The sequence below is a fragment of the uncultured Allobaculum sp. genome, assembly GCF_948576815.1.
Classification (GTDB): Bacteria; Bacillota_I; Bacilli_A; order Erysipelotrichales; family Erysipelotrichaceae; genus Allobaculum; species Allobaculum fili.
Map to the genome: position 1 here is coordinate 1 of NZ_CAPAEZ010000052.1, position 18,633 is coordinate 18,633.

16 protein-coding genes are annotated in these 18,633 nt (G+C 49.9%); 6 read left to right on the forward strand and 10 right to left on the reverse strand.

Annotation, left to right across the window (positions count from 1 at the left end; translation table 11 throughout):
• Window positions 1–385 (forward strand): hypothetical protein (locus Q2J39_RS07785; protein ID WP_288339917.1); only part of this gene is annotated, 385 nt, incomplete at its 5' end.
• 239 nt (window positions 386–624) lie between these two features.
• On the opposite strand, the gene Q2J39_RS07790 is transcribed toward Q2J39_RS07785, so the two are convergent.
• The 6 genes from Q2J39_RS07790 to Q2J39_RS07815 form a co-directional block, all read right to left on the reverse strand.
• Complete coding sequence (locus Q2J39_RS07790; RefSeq protein ID WP_353887477.1) at window positions 625–1,599, reverse strand: InlB B-repeat-containing protein; 975 nt, start codon at window positions 1,597–1,599, stop codon at window positions 625–627.
• A 6-nt stretch (window positions 1,600–1,605) separates the two neighbouring features.
• Window positions 1,606–3,066 (reverse strand): BspA family leucine-rich repeat surface protein, encoded by a 1,461-nt coding sequence (locus tag Q2J39_RS07795; protein WP_288339919.1) that lies wholly within the window; start codon window positions 3,064–3,066, stop codon window positions 1,606–1,608.
• 451 nt (window positions 3,067–3,517) lie between these two features.
• Complete coding sequence (gene tgt / locus Q2J39_RS07800; RefSeq protein WP_288339921.1) at window positions 3,518–4,789, reverse strand: tRNA guanosine(34) transglycosylase Tgt; 1,272 nt, start codon at window positions 4,787–4,789, stop codon at window positions 3,518–3,520.
• Between the two features lie 228 nt (window positions 4,790–5,017).
• The gene (locus Q2J39_RS07805) at window positions 5,018–5,695 is read right to left on the reverse strand and encodes a queuosine precursor transporter (RefSeq protein WP_230267869.1); all 678 of its coding nucleotides are present in this window, start codon (window positions 5,693–5,695) and stop codon (window positions 5,018–5,020) included.
• 451 nt (window positions 5,696–6,146) lie between these two features.
• Window positions 6,147–8,150: a molecular chaperone HtpG gene (gene htpG, locus Q2J39_RS07810; RefSeq protein WP_230267868.1), complete on the reverse strand. Its 2,004-nt coding sequence runs from the start codon at window positions 8,148–8,150 to the stop codon at window positions 6,147–6,149.
• 194 nt (window positions 8,151–8,344) lie between these two features.
• Window positions 8,345–9,124 (reverse strand): hypothetical protein, encoded by a 780-nt coding sequence (locus tag Q2J39_RS07815; RefSeq protein ID WP_288339924.1) that lies wholly within the window; start codon window positions 9,122–9,124, stop codon window positions 8,345–8,347.
• Window positions 9,125–9,605: 481 nt separating this feature from the next.
• On the opposite strand from Q2J39_RS07815, the gene Q2J39_RS07820 reads away from it, so the two are divergent.
• The 4 genes from Q2J39_RS07820 (at window position 9,606) to Q2J39_RS07835 (ending at window position 13,002) form a co-directional block, all read left to right on the forward strand.
• The gene (locus Q2J39_RS07820; RefSeq protein WP_230267866.1) at window positions 9,606–10,646 is read left to right on the forward strand and encodes a 3-deoxy-7-phosphoheptulonate synthase; all 1,041 of its coding nucleotides are present in this window, start codon (window positions 9,606–9,608) and stop codon (window positions 10,644–10,646) included.
• Window positions 10,647–10,908: 262 nt separating this feature from the next.
• Window positions 10,909–11,757, forward strand: coding sequence for an MATE family efflux transporter (locus tag Q2J39_RS07825; protein WP_288339927.1), 849 nt, complete (start codon window positions 10,909–10,911; stop codon window positions 11,755–11,757).
• On the forward strand, window positions 11,757–12,311 hold the full coding sequence (locus Q2J39_RS07830) for an MATE family efflux transporter (RefSeq protein ID WP_230267864.1): 555 nt from the start codon (window positions 11,757–11,759) through the stop codon (window positions 12,309–12,311). The genes Q2J39_RS07825 and Q2J39_RS07830 overlap by 1 nt, the downstream gene beginning before the upstream one ends.
• Before the next feature lie 178 nt (window positions 12,312–12,489).
• Window positions 12,490–13,002, forward strand: a complete 513-nt coding sequence (locus Q2J39_RS07835) for a MarR family winged helix-turn-helix transcriptional regulator (protein WP_288339930.1) — start codon at window positions 12,490–12,492, stop codon at window positions 13,000–13,002.
• Window positions 13,003–13,263: 261 nt separating this feature from the next.
• Here Q2J39_RS07835 and Q2J39_RS07840 read toward each other — a convergent pair whose 3' ends face one another.
• A complete protein-coding gene (locus Q2J39_RS07840) occupies window positions 13,264–13,758 on the reverse strand; it encodes a hypothetical protein (RefSeq protein WP_230267862.1) in 495 nt (164 codons plus the stop codon).
• Window positions 13,759–14,047: 289 nt separating this feature from the next.
• Here Q2J39_RS07840 and Q2J39_RS07845 point away from each other — a divergent pair, with 289 nt between their 5' ends.
• Window positions 14,048–14,503, forward strand: a complete 456-nt coding sequence (locus Q2J39_RS07845) for a C-GCAxxG-C-C family (seleno)protein (RefSeq protein WP_230267861.1) — start codon at window positions 14,048–14,050, stop codon at window positions 14,501–14,503.
• A gap of 168 nt (window positions 14,504–14,671) precedes the next feature.
• Here the strand turns inward: Q2J39_RS07845 and Q2J39_RS07850 are convergent, their stop codons facing one another.
• The 3 genes from Q2J39_RS07850 to Q2J39_RS07860 form a co-directional block, all read right to left on the reverse strand.
• Entirely contained in the window at window positions 14,672–16,459 is a 1,788-nt protein-coding gene (locus Q2J39_RS07850; RefSeq protein WP_288339933.1) for a DUF2812 domain-containing protein, read from the reverse strand.
• A 57-nt stretch (window positions 16,460–16,516) separates the two neighbouring features.
• A complete protein-coding gene (locus Q2J39_RS07855; protein WP_230267859.1) occupies window positions 16,517–17,794 on the reverse strand; it encodes an aminopeptidase in 1,278 nt (425 codons plus the stop codon).
• A gap of 146 nt (window positions 17,795–17,940) precedes the next feature.
• Window positions 17,941–18,294, reverse strand: coding sequence for a FeoB-associated Cys-rich membrane protein (locus tag Q2J39_RS07860; RefSeq protein ID WP_230267858.1), 354 nt, complete (start codon window positions 18,292–18,294; stop codon window positions 17,941–17,943).
• Window positions 18,295–18,633: the final 339 nt, after the last annotated feature.

Consider the following 18,633-nt stretch of genomic DNA (forward strand, 5'->3'; position numbering starts at 1 on the left):
CAGTTTTCAAATCCGATTTTCGCTTTTTTGGACCAGTTTTAAACTACAAAAAACAGAAGACAACTTCAATATCTGGAGAGAACGAAGCGCCAATTACCCAGAACTGCTAGAGGTACGCGTATGTTCGCTGCCGATTTTACATCGAACCTACCTCGTCCATCGAAAAGACGGAACGGGTTCGCTTTCTTTAAAAAACTACCGCTATGGTGATGGTTCAAGTGATAATCAGGAATCATTTACTTTCGATGGAGCAAAAAAAGACTGGGAAATGTACCAGGCATATCGCACTGAGTTCAATTATATGTGGAATCACCTGTGCACCCCTCTGGCAGACTTTTTGAAAGAACGTGAACAATCCGAGGACATAGCCTCCTCGTTTGAGTAAAACAGGTAACGCGGTTCTTTTGCTAAACAGCAGTTTCTTCCTGAGAAAGGAATGATCGCAGCCTGTTTTTTCTTTCCCTGCTCAATCCTCGTACAAACAAACAGTTCGCCAGGTCGGAGCCAAATCTGGTTTTCCGACACTAGCGGACTTTTCATTTTGGTGCCGTTTGTTTAGGATCGGTCGGATTCCGTTTTCTCAAAAACGGATCTCCTCTATCATTTCCAAGCGGAAATGGCGCTCTATAGACTCGGCAGTGCTGTATCCGTGGTCAGGCGAAGAGACAGAAGTACCTGATTGAGCGTTCTGGCGGCTTGGTCGATCTCGATCTGCGATTCACTTTGTGTTCGAACCGTTTTTGCTTCTGCAATCGCCGCATTGAGTGTCTCGTTCTGATTTGATTTGAACGATTTCGAAGCGATTGACTCGCCTTTTTCAATCGCCTGATCGAGAAGATCGTAATGCAGGACAGCCTTCCATTGGGCATACAGCGTGATTTCCGTATCGTCTTCGCCGCCGGTCAGCTGGGCTTCATCGGCATAAGCGGTACCAGTACCATCGGCCTTTGTATTCCAGCCGGTAAAGATCCAGTCGAATCGGGTAAAGGTATTTTTGGGCAGTTTATTTCCCTCTTCTCCTTTCCAGAGCAGAGGTTCCATAGTGCCGGTTCCGCCATTTGCAGCGAAGGTTACCATATGAGACGGTATCTTTTTCCATTGAGCATATAACGTAAGTTCAGAGTCTTCTTCACCGCCGCTCAGCTGCGCTTCATCCGCGTAGGTTATACCCGTACCGTCAGCTTTCGTATTCCAGCCCGTGAATTCATAATCCGTTCGGGTAAAGCCATTTTTTGGCAAAGCGTGATCTTCTTCACCATTCCAGATCAGCGTCTCCATATCGCCTGTGCCGCCATTGGCTTCAAAGGCAACCTGATGCGAAGGAGTTTTCTTCCATTGTGCGTATACGGTGAACTGGTCAATGGAGTAATCCACGTCAATCGTATCGCCAACCGCGATATTATCACCGCTGCCGTCGGCTTTTGTATTCCAGCCGGTAAACGTGTAGCCTTCGCGGGTAAACGAGCAGTCTGGAACGCGAGCGGACGTATCCGAAGGTACGCTCACCTCAATGGAATCCATCGTTCCAGTACCGCCGTTGGCATCAAACGTCCAGGTGTTCGCATGCAGCTCGAATTCCCATACCGGGTTGAGTTCAATATTTTCTTAGCTCAGTCCAGCTGTATATTTCGTGATGGTTTCTTCACTATTGGCTTTTTTCCACCCGATGACTCTGGCATGGAATGGGCTCCCGTCAAAGGCGCCCGTTCCAAGCGGAAGGCTGACTTCCAGATCGGCGGGAAGAGAAATCGTTTTGGTCAAACCATGCGCTTCGTCGACGAGAGTCGCCGTTTTGGCTCGTCCCCACCAGCCATCCATGTCTTCGGTCCATGTAACTGTTCCATCAGTCAGTTCTGCGGACGTATACGGTCCGTGCAGGTTCTGGCTGACCCAGGAATCCCCGTAGGCGTCGCTGTTTTTCGATTTGACAAGCGCCTGCTTATTCGGGCGGATCATGCTCAGGTAATCTGCAGAAAGTCGGATTGCGGTAAGCGGATTGGAGAACAAATAACTCGATGTATCACTGAAAAACATCTGTGCGGTATTCCAGCCCGATAAATCCAGATGAGTGACAGCAGTATTGTTTAGAATATTGTCCGCACTGAACCATTTTTCGGTTTTCCAGTGGCTCATCGCATTCGCATCTTTCAGATTTGTGCAGTTTTCAAACATCTGCGCATAGGAACTGGCGCTGGCTGTATTCCAGTTTTCCAGTCCCTTCAGGGATGTAAGAGCAGTATTTCCGGTAAACGTTCCCGCAAAGCCGCTGACTTTCGAAACGTTCCAGTTGGAAAAGACCGAAAGATCGGAAATCGGACAGCTGTTAAACGTCTGGCAGAGGTTGGTCGCGTTCATGGTGTTCCATCCGGACAGAGCAGATACATCGCTCAGCTTCGTGCACCCTTCAAACGTTGAGGACATGGAATCCAGACTGGATTCTTCCGCGGAAAACCAGTCTTCCAGTCCATGCAGAGATTCCAGACTTGTGCAGCCAAGGAAAGCGCCGTTCATGTCGCGAATGGAGCCGCTTTTTCCAAGATTAGCCAGTCCGCTTAAATCGGTGAGTTCCGTACAGCCGGAAAACGTACTGTTCAGTCCCCCTAGTTTAGAAGATTCCCAGGAGGAAAGCGCATCGGTATTTTTAATTTTTGTATTCGCAAAAGCACCGTACATGGTAGTTACATTACTGATATCCCATTCTGACAGTCCGGAAATGTCTTCAAGTTTTGTATAGTTATAAAACATCTCATACATGGAAGTCAGCGGACTGGAATCAAAATCGGGATGGCAGACGATGCGTGTAACAGAGCTTGCCAGATAAAATTTCTTTGGGGTGGTGGCTGTCTGACCAGGTCCAAAATACAGGGTTCCGTCATCCAGAAGATAGTATTTTACTGTTCCCCAGGTTCCATTTTCTTTCTTATCCGAGACATCTGGCAGTTCCTGCGGCGCGGTCGTCGCTTCCTGTGCCAGAACGGTCTGCGGCATGGAGATCATCATCGAAACCGGCGCGCTCAGGCATAAAGCCAGCGACAGCAGCTTCTTCATTGATTGCTTTGTTTTCATACATACTCCTTCGTGCAAAGCGAATGTGCGAAGTTCGAGAATGACCCGAATGATCAGACTGCCCGATCTGACCAGCTGACTCGAACCTGCACCTTTCTGTTTTCAGTGTAGGAGCTATATGGAACCACTTTCCCAAAGTGGGGAAAATCAACATGAAAATGTCGTTTTTCCCTGTATTTTTTAATTACAGTTTTGTTTCATTTTATGTTACTTTTTCAATCCTCTGTTTTATTTAAAAATCTAATCGTATACCATATTTGTCTGTATTAAAGCGGCGCAATACGTACACATTTTCTGTACTTTCCCCGTTTCTGTAAGACATGAAAAAACGAGCAGAACTGTGCCCTTAGTAATCCGCGCAACGGACGAATTGGACGGTACGTTCTGCTCGTAAATCATTTCTGTTCGTATTCCGGTTCACCGTCTGCAAAGTGTTTACCGGATTCTGGATTTATTGTTTATTCGTATTTTTCTTCTCGTTGGCTGCGCCTTTTGGCGAGAAGCCGTAATAGTCTTTCATGAACTGCTGCTTGTATTCTTCAAAGCGGCCGTCCAGAATAGCCTGTCGAATTTCTTCCGTCAGACGGATCGTAAAACGCAGGTTATGGATGCTGGCCAGTGTGAAGTACTTCTCCCGGTCTTCTGGATCCTGACTTTTGAGAAGCGCGCGCAGTTCATCACGGGTATAGCCGGCCTGGCATACCGGGCAGTCGCAGTGTTCATCGATGACGTCGAGACTTCCTGCGTACTTTTCGATATTGATGTAGCCGTACTTCGTATACAGGCGGCCATGACGCGCTTCGCGGGTGGGGGCGACACAGTCAAAGGTGTCGGCTCCGTTTTCCGAACCGATGAGAATGTCATCCGGCCGGGATAGGCCAAGCAGATGGCGAGGCTTACCTTCCGGCAGTTCTTCGTTGCACCATTTCAGAATTTCTCCAAGATCGCTCTTGAGAAACGCGCCGCCAAGGCCATATCCATCGAAGTCCATCTGACCAAGCTTTTTCGCGGTCGAGCGGCGCAAATCTTCCCAGCGACCACCCTGCAGTACGCCGTAAAGCGACTGGCGATAGCCGAGATCGTCGCGGTGCTGCTTATGGACATCGAGAGAAATCTGCGCCCAGCGTTCCGTACGCTCCAGCGCTTCCTTATTGTATTCATACGTATCGGCCAGAGACGTCAGTTCATCAAACGCCATATGAATGTCCGCACCGATCCGGCACTGAATTTCCATGGATTCTTTCGGACCGATAAAGTCATCCTGATCGGTGAATGGATCGTGGAACTGAATGCCGTCTTCCATGACAATAGCCAGACGCTCCTTTTTCGGCGCGTTGACGACTTCCTTTTCCCGGTCCATGCTGACGACTTTGCCGATGCCGCTTCCAAGCGACATGACCTGAAAGCCGCCGGAGTCCGTCAGCGCCGGACTGTTCCAGCCGGACCACTTTGCCAGACCGCCGGCATCTGCGATTTCCTGCGAACGGCCGCGCAGATGGTAGCCGTTGGAGAGCATCGCCTGCGCGCAGATTTCCTTCAGCTGCTCCATACTGACGTAACGAACTTCGCCATGGGTTCCAACACACATGAATGCAGGTGTATGAATATCCCCGTGCGGCGTGTGAATAATTCCTGCGCGACCCAGATGGCCTGGAATTCTCTCCAGGATTTCAAAGGAAAAGCGATTGGGAAAGCTTTGCTGGGTCGTATCTTTTGTTTCCATTCTGTCTTCTGCAGAAGAAACGGATGTCTGATCCATATTCATAACCTGCCTTTCTGTGTATTCACGATACGTCCAGAAAGACTGCATCTTCTGGACTGTTTTTTTCGCTTAAAGCCTTGCTTGGGACGAAAGTCTCGATGTTTCCATCCGGTTCATGCGTTTTGGAAGAAGGGCTTCGTCTCTTGTTTCGATCGGAGATGCGAATTTTCCGGTACGTTTTCGAACGGTTTACTGCTTTTCATTCAGCCATTTTTTCAGCGCTTTTTCAATGGCGATTTCGACGGGCGAGAGAACGAACTCCAGTCCCATTCCGAGAATATAGGCAAACAGAGCCTGCATCAGAAATTCCTGGAAGGAGAGAACGCCGAGAAAAGCGATCGTTTCGAATACGATCGTATCGAGAATATGCGCAAAAACCGAAGAGGTCAGCGCACGCGCGATAAAGCTTCGGGCAAAGATTCCGGAGGACGCGCGCATTTTTTCGAAGAGATAGTTGTTGAGAAGACTGCTGGTCAGATAGCCGCTAAGACTTCCCAGAATAATGCGGGGCGAAAAACCAAGCACCATCGCATACGCTTCCTGCATATCCCAGCCGGGATACGGCGGCAGTGCGATTACGACATAAAAGACGAGTGCCGCAATCACGTTGACGAGAAAGCCTGCATAGATTACGCTGCGGGAACGGTCTTTTCCGTACAGTTCTACAATCAGGTCGCTGAGTATATACGTCAGCGGGAAGAGAACGAGACCGCCATCGACGGCGATTCCGCCCATATTCCAGAGCTTTACCGCTGCCAGATTGGAGATCAGCAGGGCGCCGGCACTCAGCGCGGTCATGTAAATCATCAGCTTGAACTTTTTCGAGCTGAAGGTTTCCTGTGCCTGTTTAGGTTGTTTCTGATTCATGTTTAATCAATCCTTCTTTTCCTGGGCAGGCCGCCTGCACTGGCTGGATCGACGGGGAAACCAGTATTGCCAGCGTTCCTATCCGATTTCTGGGACAGAGAAATACAAAATGCGAACGAACCTTTCCAAGAAGGTGCGGCCTTTGAAAGTATACATTTTTCTGCTTTTTCCTGCTCTGATCCATACTCCAGAATGACACGGATATAAAAACGGGGTTCTGTTCAAAAAGACGAAGCCATTCCGATCGTCTGGAAGCGGCCTGGAAGGCAGCAAAAGGCGCGGCAAAAATTGCCATATAAAAACGCAGACGCCTGACCAGAGCTGTTCTGGTTCTGCGTCTGCGCAGAGATTCAAATCGGTTTTGATGATGCTGGATTTTTTAAATCAGGATTCAAAGACGAAACTGGGTTGTCTGGTTAAACGAGAATCATCGAATTCTCAATTCAGCCCTTTAGTCCTTTTTCGCATCGGCAGTCGCCATTGTCGACAGCAGCGAAGCGACCTTGCGGGAGTATTCGACTGGATCCTTAATGGCAAAGCCCTGAATCAGGCACGCCTGATCGTAGAGGATCTGCGCGATTTCCTTAACCTTGTCCTTATCGGTTACATACTCTGTACGCAGGACGTTCCAGATCGGGTTGTTCGGATTGATTTCCAGAATACGGGAAGCCTGCAGACCCGGGTTAGTGTCTTCGCCAGCCTGTTTGGCAAAGACATCAAAGATGTGCTCCATTTCAAAGGAGAGGCCGTCGCCGGCAACGAGCATAACCGGATCATCGACCAGACGGTTGGACAGACGGACTTCGCTGACTTCAGGCAGTACGTCCTTCATGTACGTCAGCAGGTCCTTGTTTTCTTCGTTCTGAGTCTTCAGAGCTTCTTTTTCTTCTTCGGTATCGAGATCGAGATCGCCCTGAGCGGCGTTCTTGAAGCTGTGGCCGTCGTACTGGCTGATCATCTGGATGATGAACTCATCGACTTCATCGGTCAGATACAGAACCGGATAGCCTTTGGCTTTCAGCTTGGCCGCTGCCGGCAGCTTGTTCAGCGTATCGATGTTCGTTCCAGACAGATAGTAAATGTCCTTATCTTCTTCCGGCATGGAAGCGACAAATTCCTTGAGCGATTTGTACTTGCCGTCATCGCTGGTCGGATACATGAGCAGGTTTTCCAGCTTGCTGGTGTCAGCGCCCTGCGAATTGTAAATGCCGATCTTCAGGCTGATTCCGAAGTTTTTCCAGAAGCTCAGATAGTCTTCCGGTTTCTTCTCCTGCATGCTTGCCAGAGCGGAAAGAACTTTACGTTCGGTCTGCTTGCGGATGAAGCGCAGCTGATGATCGTGCTGAAGCATTTCACGCGAAATGTTCAGCGACAGATCCTGCGAATCGACCAGACCCTGCATGAAGCGCAGGTAATCCGGGAGCAGGCTCTCGCAGTGGCTTTCAATCAGTACGCCGCGCGAATACAGTTCCAGACCCGGTTTAAAAGTGCTGGAGTAGAAGTTTTCCGGACGCTTGGACGGTACGTACAGCAGCGCGGTAAAGGAAATCGAACCGTCAATATTGAAGAAGATCGTATCGAGCGGTTTGGTGTAGTTGTTGAAATGATCCTGATAGAACTGATCGAATTCTTCCTGCGTGATTTCCGATTTCTGTTTTTTCCAGAGCGGAATCATGGAGTTCAGGGTGCGTGTCTCGGTAACCGTTTCGAATTTCGGTTCTGCCAGCTCTTCCGCTTCCTTCGCTTCTTCATCCGGTTTTACCGGTTTCTGCGTCGTGATATCCATTTCAATTGGATAGCGGATATAGTCGGAATATTTCTTAACGAGCATCTCCAGTTTCCAGGAATTCAGATATTCGGAGTATTTCTCGTTTTCGTCATCTTCTTTCAGAAGCAGGGTGATGGTTGTACCATGATCGTCCCGTTCGGCTTCTTCAATCGTATAGCCGTCGGTTCCATCGGATTCCCACTTCCAGGCCTGATCGCTGCCGAGCGCCTTCGAAACGACGGTGACTTTGGACGCGACCATGAATGCGGAATAGAAGCCGACGCCAAACTGACCGATGATGTCGACATCGGAATTGGCTGCCGCTTCGGAGTCACTGCTGGCTTCCGGGTTTTCACCGGCTTCCTTTTCCTTCTTGAGCTCTTCCTTGAAGGCAAGCGAGCCGGATTTAGCGATGGTACCCAGATTGTCTTCGAGTTCTTCTTTGGTCATGCCGATTCCGTTATCGGAAATCGTGAGCATTCTTGCGTTTTCATCAAAATCGATGCGGATCGCCAGTTTTTCTGGAATCTTATGGTTTTTCAGCGAATCCAGATAGTATTTATCGAGTGCATCGGACGCATTCGAAATCAGCTCACGCAGAAAGATTTCCTTGTGCGTGTAAATGGAATTGATCATCAGATCAAGCAGGCGGCGCGATTCCGCCTTGAATTCTTTTCGTTCAGACATTCAGACCTCCATAATCGAACTCGCGCGTATACGCGAATTAGCACTTAATCTCTAAGCTTGCTAACAGTATAGTTCTCTATACTTTCGTTTGCAAGCTCAATACCGTGCTTTTCCAACGGATTTATTCCAACAGAAAAAGCCGGCTTTCACCGACTTTTTTGCCTGAATAATAATGATTTTGTACTGGAAGAGAATTACGCTTGAGCCGAAACCGCTTCGATCATTTCTTCTTTGGTTTCTTCTGCTGCTTCTTCTGCCTCTTCTGCTTCCTCTTTCAAGGCAGCTTCTTCCGCTTTTTCTGCAGCTTCTTCGGCCGTTTCGTTTTCGGCATCTACAACCGGCAGATTCTGCTCGCTCAAAATGAACTGATCGAGCATTTCAAAGTCGCGATCTTCACCGGCGACGTTCACGCGGCTCTGCAGAACGAGCTCGCCGTCCTTAAGCGTGTAGAGGAACAGCGCAATCGGCTCGGCTTCCTTGTCGTTGACACGACGGTAGATCGTCAGCAGGCGGTTGCGAATCTGGTCCGGCGTACCTTTGAGATCCTTAACGGATTCCAGAATCATTTCCAGATCCGAGAAGAAGCAGACTTCGCTTACGCCCTGGGAAGCGATCTGCACGCTGTAGTCGCCCAGCCAGCTGCCTTTCTTTTCGCCGATCAGAATCATGCGTTCAAAATCGGTGCAGGCTGTCAAATGATAAATGCCTTCGTAGCAGAATTCGTTGGTATCTTCATCCAGTCCGCAGAGCATCTGAACCAGTTCCGTTTGCGTTCCCGGCTCATTTTTGCGGGCGTTTTTTCGAATAATCCAGATTCCGAGATCGTCGGAAATCAGGCTGTTGTCGTCCTGAAGCATTGCGACAATTCGCTTCATCTGTGCCGATGCGTCGCTCAGTTTGCGAAAGGACTTGCCGTTAAAAGGAGCTGTGCTTTCTCCTTCGCTCGAACCCAGTCGAACTTCGTAGGTTTTCATAATCAAATTCACCTCATATCTATTTGTCTATGATACAGAAAAAGAATCCATTTTTAAACATCCCCTTAATCCATACCAAGTTATGCAAATCCTTTCTTTGATACGATTTTGTCCGAATCGGCCGGCTCTGGGCATCTCATTTGACCCGTCCGGCCGTTCTCTGAAAGCAAGAAAAGGATTCGATTTTTGACGGGTGATCCTGTAAGAAAGAGCGGGATTTCATTATTCGCTTTGACTTCGCCGTTTGCCGCCTTCTGTTTTATACAGAAAGCTGGATCTATACATAGCTCTGTCCGTAACATTTCGATCTTGCATGCGGGGGCGATGTCGGACAGGATCAGGGATTCCTCGTCGATTTTCTGACGTTTTTTCGTGCACTCCTTTGGGAGTTTTACGCTTTCCTTTTCATTACGGCGTGCAATGCTATACTGAAAACCGAATGAAATTTTATGTAACAAATTGAAAGAGGAAATCAATACGTATGTCGATTCATATTAATCATCAGCTGCCCGATCCCGACCTTCTCAAAGAAGAAATCCCGATGTCGGACAAAGCCAAAGCCATCAAAGCCCAGAGAGATAAGGAAATTGCGGACATTTTCACCGGCAAGGACGATCGCTTTATCGTCATCGTCGGTCCCTGCTCCGCGGATAATGAAGACAGCGTTCTCGAATACTGCCATAAGCTCGCCGGTCTGAACGAAATTGTTAAAGACCGTCTGATGATCATTCCGCGTGTCTACACCAATAAGCCAAGAACGACTGGAGACGGCTATAAAGGCATGCTCCACCAGCCGGATCCAAACGCACAGCCCGACCTGCTTGAAGGTCTGAAAGCCATTCGCCGCATGCATCTGCGTGTCATTGAAGAAACCGGCCTTTCCACAGCGGATGAAATGCTGTACCCGGAAAACCGTTCCTTTCTGGACGATATTCTGTCCTACGAAGCGGTCGGTGCCCGTTCGGTCGAAAACCAGCAGCATCGTCTCGTCGCCAGCGGCATCGACATTCCGGTCGGTATGAAAAACCCGACATCCGGCGACTTTTCCGTCATGATGAACTCCGTCACGGCTGCCCAGCATCCTCATCGCTTCATTTACCGCGGCTATGACGTACAGACCGACGGCAATCCCCTCGCCCACGTCATTTTGCGCGGCGGCGTCGACAAGTACGGCAAGACCATCCCGAACTACCATTACGAAGACCTGAAAATCGTCAGCGATCTGTACAAGAAAGCCGGTCTCGCCAACCCGGCGGTCATCGTGGACGCGAACCATTCCAACTCCGATAAGAAATACAAGGAGCAGATCCGCATCGTCATGGACGTCATGCACAACCGCAAGTATCATCCAGAAATCCGCAAGCTTGTTAAAGGCGTCATGATCGAATCCTATCTCATTGAAGGCCGTCAGGACATCTGCGAAAACTATGTGCGCGGTCAGAGCATTACCGACCCGTGCCTGGGCTGGGAAGATACAAAGCGTCTGATCCTCGATATTTACGCCAAAACCAAAGAATACTAAGCCGATGTTTTCCAGGCATTCTGCCTGCCAAACAAAAATCGCGCCGGAAATTTGCCAATTTCCGGCGTTTTTTCGTCTTCGCCTGATTGAGCAGATCGAATAAACGCAGAAGCAAAGAAACGCTGTCTTCACCTGCCGCAGCGGATTTTCGCGCTTCAGAAAGACTATGTGAAATTTTGGAAGATCCCTCTGCCTTAACATTTTATCCGATATCGGATATATTCTATTTTGTCCGATTTCGGATAAATTTTAGGAGGTTTATATGACGAACACGCTTGCGCAGCACTATTCGATTCCAAAGCTGCTGCGCTTCACGCTTCCCACGATTCTTGTCATGGTTTTCACATCGATCTATGGCGTCGTAGACGGCTATTTCCTATCCAGCGTTGCCGGCAAAACCGCTTTTGCGGCAGTCAATTTCATCATGCCGGTTCTCATGATTCTCGCCAGTTTCGACTTTATGATGGGCGCCGGTTCTTCCGCCCTGGTCGGCAAGACGCTCGGCGAACAGAATCCCCAAAAAGCCAGAAAGCAGATGACGAGTCTGCTCACAGCCACGGTGATTCTCAGAATGATCCTGTCCGTTCTTGGCTTGGTCTTTTTGCGGCCATTGCTGGAATGGATGGACTGCAGCGAACAGATGATGCCTTACGCTTTGCAGTACGGATCCATTCTTCAGCTTTCTCTTCCGCTCTACATGATTCAGATGTACTTTCAGAGCATCTTCGTAACCGCCGGAATTCCGCAGGCCGGATTCGCGGTCACGTTTGCGGGAGGCATGCTCAACATTGTGCAGGACGTTCTTTTTGTGGGCGTTCTGGGCAGGGGTGCTCCTGGTGCAGCGATCGCCACTGCCCTTGGACAGCTGCTCTGCGCTGCGCTTTCAATCCTCTGCTTTCTTTCTCCCGCGAAAAAACCGTTTCGTTTGAAAGAGGACAAAGTTCTTTACTTTACGGCCAGCCGCATTCGCCTTAAGGAATTTGGACAGGCGGCTTTGAATGGAATTTCCGAGCTGTTTTCCAATTGCGCGTCTTCTCTGATTTCCATTTTGTACAACTATCAGCTTATGCGGTTTGCCGGTGAAGACGGCGTAGCGGTGTATGGAACGTGATGTACGTATCGATGATTTTCATGGCCGTTTCCATGGGCTATACCGTCGGCTGCGCGCCGCTCGTCTCCTGTCAGTATGGACGGGGCGATAAGCAGGAGCTCGCCAGCCTTACCCGTAAATCGCTGTGGATTGTGGCCGTGGGATCTGTGGGCATGTTTCTTTCCACCGAACTGCTGGCTGCCCCGCTTGCCCGTCTTTTTGCGGGTTACGATCCCGAACTGATGGCCCTTACGATTCAGGCGTTTAACATCTTCTCGCCTGTGTTCCTGTTTTCCAGCTTTTCGATTTTTGGATCCGGCTTCTTTACCGCGCTCAATGACGGTCCGGTTTCGGCCATCATTTCCGTCGTACGCTCGCTGGTGTTCCAGGTCGGTTTCATTCTGATTTTCACAGCCGTCTGGGGTGTCGACGGCATCTGGTTTTCCATGCCGTGTGCCGAAGCCATGGCGATGCTTACCGCATTTCTTCTGCTCTGCCTTTGCCGTAAGAAATACGGCTATTTCTCGCATGAACAGAAATCCGGCCCGATGGAGCCCAACGCCCATGCGATCTAAAACGCATCCGGCTGGAGACGCCGCTCGTTTTGGGCTCCCGCGACAATGGTAAACTGGAAGAAGACCAGACCGATATGATGCCAGACAATCGAAGTTTGAAAAATTCCGCTTCCTGCCTGATCCGGAAGACGGCATCGAATGTAACTGCCAAATCTGGTCCTAAGCGAGGAAATGAGTCATGGATGATACGAAAAAGCGCAGCAGTATCCCAGCGAAAAACGGACGCTGTGCGCCGGAGCTGTATAACGAACTTGTCGATCTTGAATCGGACAACTGGGCTACGTACCTTACGGCTGCCAAAACGCTTCAGATTACGGAAAATGAGCTGTGGGTTCTGCTCGAGGTGTTCGATGCCGATCCTCCTTTATGTCAGGCCGACATCGCCAGACGCATTCACATCCCGGTCCAGACTCTGAATTCCGCGCTGTCCAAAATGAACCGAAAAGGATGGATTGACTTCGTACCGATTCCCGGCTCCCAGAAAGCCAAAGGCGTCAAACTGACTCAAGCGGGCCGGAAAAAATTCCATCCGGTACTGGCAGGCATTCATCAGGCGGAGACCAATGCCTTTGCCTCGCTCGATCCAGAGCAGGCCAGAGCCATGCTCGATTCGATTCATGCCTATACCCTTACTTTCCAGAGCGAAATGAACGGTCTTCTGGATACGATCAAGTCCGATTCGGACGAATAATTGTTCCGCATTCCATCTTGGGGACGCCCCAGTATCGGACATTTCTTTGTTCAATCTGTGCGCAGCCTGTACTTTTCGGGCTTAGCTCGTTTGTTTTTCCTTTACAGAACCAATACAGACCCGGCAGCTTCCTGAAGCTGCCGGGTTTCTTTCTGTCTGGTACTTTTCACCGACTCTCCTCAAATCGTTCGCGCAGAAAAAAAGCTGCTCTTGTCTGGGCAGACAAAGACAGCGTCCATTTCTTTCTGCGTCGATTTGGGATTATCCAGGAAAACGGCGGCGCAGATCTTCGGTGATCTGGATCCACAGCGCTTCCGATTCATCCGGATCGGCCTGTTTCCACTCCCCAAAATAGGAAATAAAGCCCATCCGGCTCGCCTTCGCGATCAGTTCCAGATCCTGGGCACTCAGCTTAATGTAAAGCGGATTGCGGGATGGCGTTTTCTCATAGTCGAGTGCAAGCCGGCTGATCAGCGATTCGAACGCCTTCATCACGTCTTCTTTTTCCCCGCTCATTTCAAAGCAGATCGCCGGGCGCAGAAAGCCAAAGTCATCGGCGTCCGTCAGCCGGGCTTCGGCGATGATTTCTTCTCCGTTTTTCAGGATCGCGCTTTGATCGATCCAGTCCACATTCCAGTCATCAGGAAGCGGGCTTTCCTGATGGATGACCCGCTTTGGCAGGACCATCAGAACTTCCTGATCAAGAAGTTCCCCCGCAAGACTGTCCATTTCTTCCTTCATCGGTTTTGAATTCATACTTCCCCTCTTTTCTCTGTTCCTCATCTCTGCATCCGAAAGGAACACTTCAGTGATTCTAACGGCTAAAGCATCCGGCGCAAAGAAACCGGACGAATTTGCGTCCATATGGACAGGATTGGATCAAAAAGCACCTGAATCCGGTATACTTCCAATACATCGCCTGGCAAACCAGAAAATTTGCATTCTCGGCTTTCCTGAAGAGTTTTTCAGAGGAATGTCGATGAAAAAACGCGATGTGAAAAAGAAAGGAAAAGCCGCATTTGCGTCTGCGTGCGGCATATTGCATATGTCATTACCCTCCCTTGAAGAAACCGTTCGCCGCATTTATCTCTGCGAAAACACCAACTGTGCCGAAACGCTGATTCTGGCCTGCGATGAAGTTTACCAGCTTGGTCTGCCCAGAAAGCAGGCATCCATTCTCATGTCCGGCTTTGGTTCCGGTCTGTATACCGGCAACGTATGCGGCGCGCTGTGCGCCTGCAACGCCGCGCTTTCCTGCCTTCTCGTTGAAGACAAGGCGCATCTTTGCGAACCGCTGCGCGCCAGTCAGGCAGCCCTCGTTCGAAACTTTAAAAATCATGTCGGCGATACGCAGTGTGCCAAATGCAAAATGCTTCATCATTCCAAAGAAGAGCGCTGTCTCAAGACGGTGACTCTGGCCGCTCAGGTCATGGAACAGACGGTTGCCGAGCTTCAGGAAAAAGGCGTTCTGCAGCTGCCGGCCGAACTGAAAAGCGAATAGCCCGCTGCGTTCCCTTTCCTCTGTCCGAATCGAAACGCGATCCGCAATAAAGAAAGGATCTGCGACTGCCCAGTACTGAAAAAGACCTCTTTCGCTCACGTGCGCAGACACGTAAGCAGAAAAGAGGTCTTTTGTGTTAATTGTCGAATTTAATACATCCAATTTGGATTACTTGTCATCCTCATCGTCTTCGTCGTCTTCTCTGGCGTCGATGGCATCCCAGGCTTCTTCGAGTTCTTCGTCGGTATCCTTGGCATGAAGCATGGCTTTATACTTTGGATCGTTTTCCGCCAGACGCAGTCTTGCGGCCAGCAGGGATGCCTGTTTGCGCGACTTATTGAGAAGTCGTGCATACACCAGGAATACCCAGAGCGCGATGACAAACAGGACCGCCGAAGCGATCATGACGGCCTTGAATCCCTTGAACCACCACTGGAAGAACAGGGATATTGCCGAGCAGACCATAACCACAAAGAGCAGGAACATAGTCGAGCGGCAGGACGAGGAAAATTTCGTGAAATAGCGATATTTCTCGGCTTCGTTTTCAATGACTTTTGTCAGGTCGCCGTCCTTGCGTTCATTGCGGACAACGTACCAGCCCGCGTCGCGCTTGTTGCGGCTTGGAGACGTATCGATTTCTTTCCAGCCTTCTTCTTCCAGAGAATCCCAGTATTCATCGGAAGGTTCCTTGGCAAAGTAGAGAATCTTGTAATAGAAATCGTGCGGTTTGCCTTTGATAAAGTAGAACTTCTTGCCTTCATGGTGAACGTAGTGGAAGCCCTGACGGGACTGGGTGTTGAGGTATTCTTCGGTTTTCTTGTAGTCGGAAAGCAGGAAGCGCTTCTTATCGAGGTATTCGTCGTAGCGGTAGTCATCGACTAGCGATGCCTTTGGATCGTAAACAGCGTTGTCTTCTTCCTCTTTACGCTTGCGCTCGGCTTCCCGTTTGGCGGCTGCGGCAGCACGTTCTTTGGCTTTTCGCTCTTTTTCCGCCTTTTTCTGCTCTTCCATCTCCCGGACCTGATCGGTCAGGGAAGGCATGGAGTGGGTACGGCCGATCACAACCGGCGCATCCGCAGGATCGGCAGCGGCGGTTTTTGCGAGTTCGGCTTCGCTGTTTTTATCCTTTTCGGTATGAACCAGAATGTCTTCTTCCGCGATTTCCGTTTCCGGCTGTCCAAAGCCGGAATGGAGCAGTTCACTGAAGCTGGTCGGCTTTTTCTCATTGCCAAACAGCTCATTGGAATTGACGAGTTCTTCAAAGCTAAGCTCTTTTTCCACTTCCGGATTCAGTCCGTCGCCCGGCTTGGCTTTATGGGGATCGTTTGAAATCAGATCTTCCATGCTTTCGAGATTCGAATAAAAGCTTTCGGTGCTCGCCTGACGGGCTGCAGCCGTGCTTTCCTTGCGCGAAGAAGATTCCGGCATGAACATCGGTAAAATTTCTTCTTTTACCGGCGTTTCAGCGGGTGTTTCTTCGATTTTTGGTTTGGCTTCTTCCGCTGGCTTTTCTTCCGATTTTTCCTTCGGGGTACTTTCATCTTCCGGTTTGGAGGCCCCAAACGTCTGGCGCAGACGCTTGCCTAAGCGGCTGCCTTTTTTCTTTGGCTTTTTCGTAATCGTACGCGCTTCTTCTAAAGCCGCGTTGACATCGAACGTTCCAAATTCAGGTTCTTCAATATTCAAAGAAGAAATCGGGGCATCGCGAAGCAGATCGGAAAAAATCCCATCGTCTTCCGGCGCCGCGTTCTTTTCCGTTTCTTTGGCGGATTCGGCCGGCTCTTCTTCCATAGCGGTTTCTTTTACGATTGTGGAATGAATGACAAATTCTTCCGGCTGTGATGCCGTATTCGAGGAAGCCGTCGTGTTTTCATCCTGCAAAGTGGAGGGTTCTGCGTTTTCTGCAGCTGCGGATTCAGAAACGGTTTCTTCGATTTTGTTCTGTTCTTCGGACATGCTCATCACCTTGTTCTCAGGATGAACCCTGAGCCTTTCGTTCCATTCTAACCATAATTAAGCAATACGGTCAAACGACGGCGAAAAGCGGCCGTTGACAAACACATCCTCTTCTGTTCCATCCGCGCGTACCCCGGTAATGTGCAGATCTTCGGCTCCGACCATGAAATCAACGTGAATATCCGACTGATTCATGCCGTGCGCTTCCAGTTCTTCACAAGATGCACCCTCGAGTGCGGGCAATGTTTCCATGTACGACTGACCAAAGGCAAAATGGCAGGCGGCATTTTCATCGAGCAGTGTATTGTAGTAAATCCGGTTTTTCTGACGGATCGGCGAAGTTTTATCGACAATCGCGATTTCGCCTAAGTATTTGCCGTTCGGGTCGCTTTCCAGCAGGGCTTTCAGACTCTCGTATCCTTCTCTGGCATGGAAATCGATAACTTTGCCGTCCTGAAACGTAAAGCCGAAACCGTCGATGCGCATGCCGTTCCAGTTGAGCGGCATCACGGCTTCCAGCGTACCGTTGACGCCGGTTTTCAGCGGGGTCGAAAAGATTTCTTCAGTCGGAATGTTGCAGCTGATGGACAGCCCGCTGGCGAGTTTCGTATCCCCGCCGACAAAAATCGAGCCATCGACCAGATCGACCCAGAGATCGGTCCCGTTCGAAGAGGTGTAGTGAAATTTTTTATAGCCTCTTTCGTTAAGGCGCGCAGCTTTTCTCTCGAGACTGGCTGTATGGGTTTCCCACGCTTCGCGTCCGTCGTCTTCAATCCGGCAAATGGACATCAGATCGTCCCACAGACGATTCACCGCTTCTTCTTCGTCGCATTCGGGATAGACTTTTTTCGCCCAGGCTTTCGTCGCGCAGGGAATAACAGTCCAGGCGATTTTTCCTTCGTCAATGCCGGAACGATAGAGCTGCGTTTTCTTTCGCATCGCCAGCGAACGGCGGGTCATTTTGCGCGGATCTACATCCTTGAATCCGTCCGGATCATCGCCGTCGAGCGCAATGAAGCACGCACCTTTTCGCGCCGCTTCTTCGTAGCGAACGCTCATCCATTCCGGAATGGTTTCCAGAACATCGTCTTTGGCGTGCGTGTAAAACTGACGGCTTAATTCTTCATCGCTCCAGAACACCTGCACATCGCCGGCACCGGCGTTCCAGGCTTTTCGGGAGATGGCATGGACCAGATCGCGCATTTCCGTTTCCGCGCGGATGATGACCAGCTGTCCCGGCTGAACTTTCACGCCCGCATGCACAGCGGCATTAGCCAGACGGTTCAGCTGCTCTTCCCGTTTGCCTGGATTGGTTTTCGTTTTTGGATCACTCATATCCCCTGCTCCTTTTCCGTGTTTTTCTTTCATATTTTCTATATGTATCGTATTTCTATTTCTCATCGTTACCGATCCGGCTTCGAACCCGAAACCGGGTCGTCTCGAAACTTTTCGGTTTGAGGCGTATGCGGACAGATACTGACTTACTGCAGATTTCTGTCCAAATCGCCTGCCGGCTTCGATGCGCCCTCAGGCGCGCTCTCGCTCTCGGTGGAATCTTTGGCCAGCGCCTGCATAGCCTGCGCTCTGGAAACAGTCCGCTTATTTGAAAGCCGGGCATCTGTATATGAATCCGATCGTCCCGCTTTCTTTCCTTTTGCGGCCTGCCGCCTGTAGTAGCGGTCCACAAAAGCCGGCGTTTTTTCGTCGTGCGGCGAGCAGGACGATTTGCAGTTCATGCAGTCGCCAGTACAGTCCGGTCTTTTTTTTGCATTCCTGAATCCGGCAATCGCCAGAATGACCAGAATCAGAATTACAATCCAGTCTGCAAAATTCATACCCTTCCTCCTTGCCTGCATACAGTCGTATGGATTACTCGCCGCAGAAACTGTGCTTGCTCCTGCCGTAAGACATACCTTCTGGCGGGCTTGGACATCGAAAGCCAGATCTGGGCGTTTTCTTTAAAAATCACTTTTTCGTTTGAAGTTCTCATCCATATATATACTGTCACGACGTGTCTCCCTCGGTTGGATGCCCGGGCGGGAGCGGCTGTTGCATAAAATCTCTTTCCTTCATTATTTCAGAATCGGTTTTTCGAAAACAGTTTTTAAAAATGTAAGAGTGAAGTGTACCCCATGTCAAGGACACGATAATTAGAGAGAACCCTTTGTTCGGAC

Bases quoted from the DNA above. Each gene is read 5' to 3' on its own strand.
- Q2J39_RS07815 (WP_288339924.1), bottom strand. From the start codon at position 9,124: ATGAAAACCTACGAAGTTCGACTGGGTTCGAGCGAAGGAGAAAGCACA.
- Q2J39_RS07820 (WP_230267866.1), top strand. From the start codon at position 9,606: ATGTCGATTCATATTAATCATCAGCTGCCCGATCCCGACCTTCTCAAA.
- Q2J39_RS07860 (WP_230267858.1), bottom strand. From the start codon at position 18,294: ATGAATTTTGCAGACTGGATTGTAATTCTGATTCTGGTCATTCTGGCG.
- Q2J39_RS07845 (WP_230267861.1), top strand. From the start codon at position 14,048: ATGTCATTACCCTCCCTTGAAGAAACCGTTCGCCGCATTTATCTCTGC.
- tgt (WP_288339921.1), bottom strand. From the start codon at position 4,789: ATGGAAACAAAAGATACGACCCAGCAAAGCTTTCCCAATCGCTTTTCC.
- Q2J39_RS07795 (WP_288339919.1), bottom strand. From the start codon at position 3,066: ATGAAAACAAAGCAATCAATGAAGAAGCTGCTGTCGCTGGCTTTATGC.
- Q2J39_RS07840 (WP_230267862.1), bottom strand. From the start codon at position 13,758: ATGAATTCAAAACCGATGAAGGAAGAAATGGACAGTCTTGCGGGGGAA.
- Q2J39_RS07850 (WP_288339933.1), bottom strand. From the start codon at position 16,459: ATGTCCGAAGAACAGAACAAAATCGAAGAAACCGTTTCTGAATCCGCA.
- Q2J39_RS07855 (WP_230267859.1), bottom strand. From the start codon at position 17,794: ATGAGTGATCCAAAAACGAAAACCAATCCAGGCAAACGGGAAGAGCAG.
- htpG (WP_230267868.1), bottom strand. From the start codon at position 8,150: ATGTCTGAACGAAAAGAATTCAAGGCGGAATCGCGCCGCCTGCTTGAT.
- Q2J39_RS07805 (WP_230267869.1), bottom strand. From the start codon at position 5,695: ATGAATCAGAAACAACCTAAACAGGCACAGGAAACCTTCAGCTCGAAA.
- Q2J39_RS07830 (WP_230267864.1), top strand. From the start codon at position 11,757: ATGTACGTATCGATGATTTTCATGGCCGTTTCCATGGGCTATACCGTC.
- Q2J39_RS07825 (WP_288339927.1), top strand. From the start codon at position 10,909: ATGACGAACACGCTTGCGCAGCACTATTCGATTCCAAAGCTGCTGCGC.
- Q2J39_RS07835 (WP_288339930.1), top strand. From the start codon at position 12,490: ATGGATGATACGAAAAAGCGCAGCAGTATCCCAGCGAAAAACGGACGC.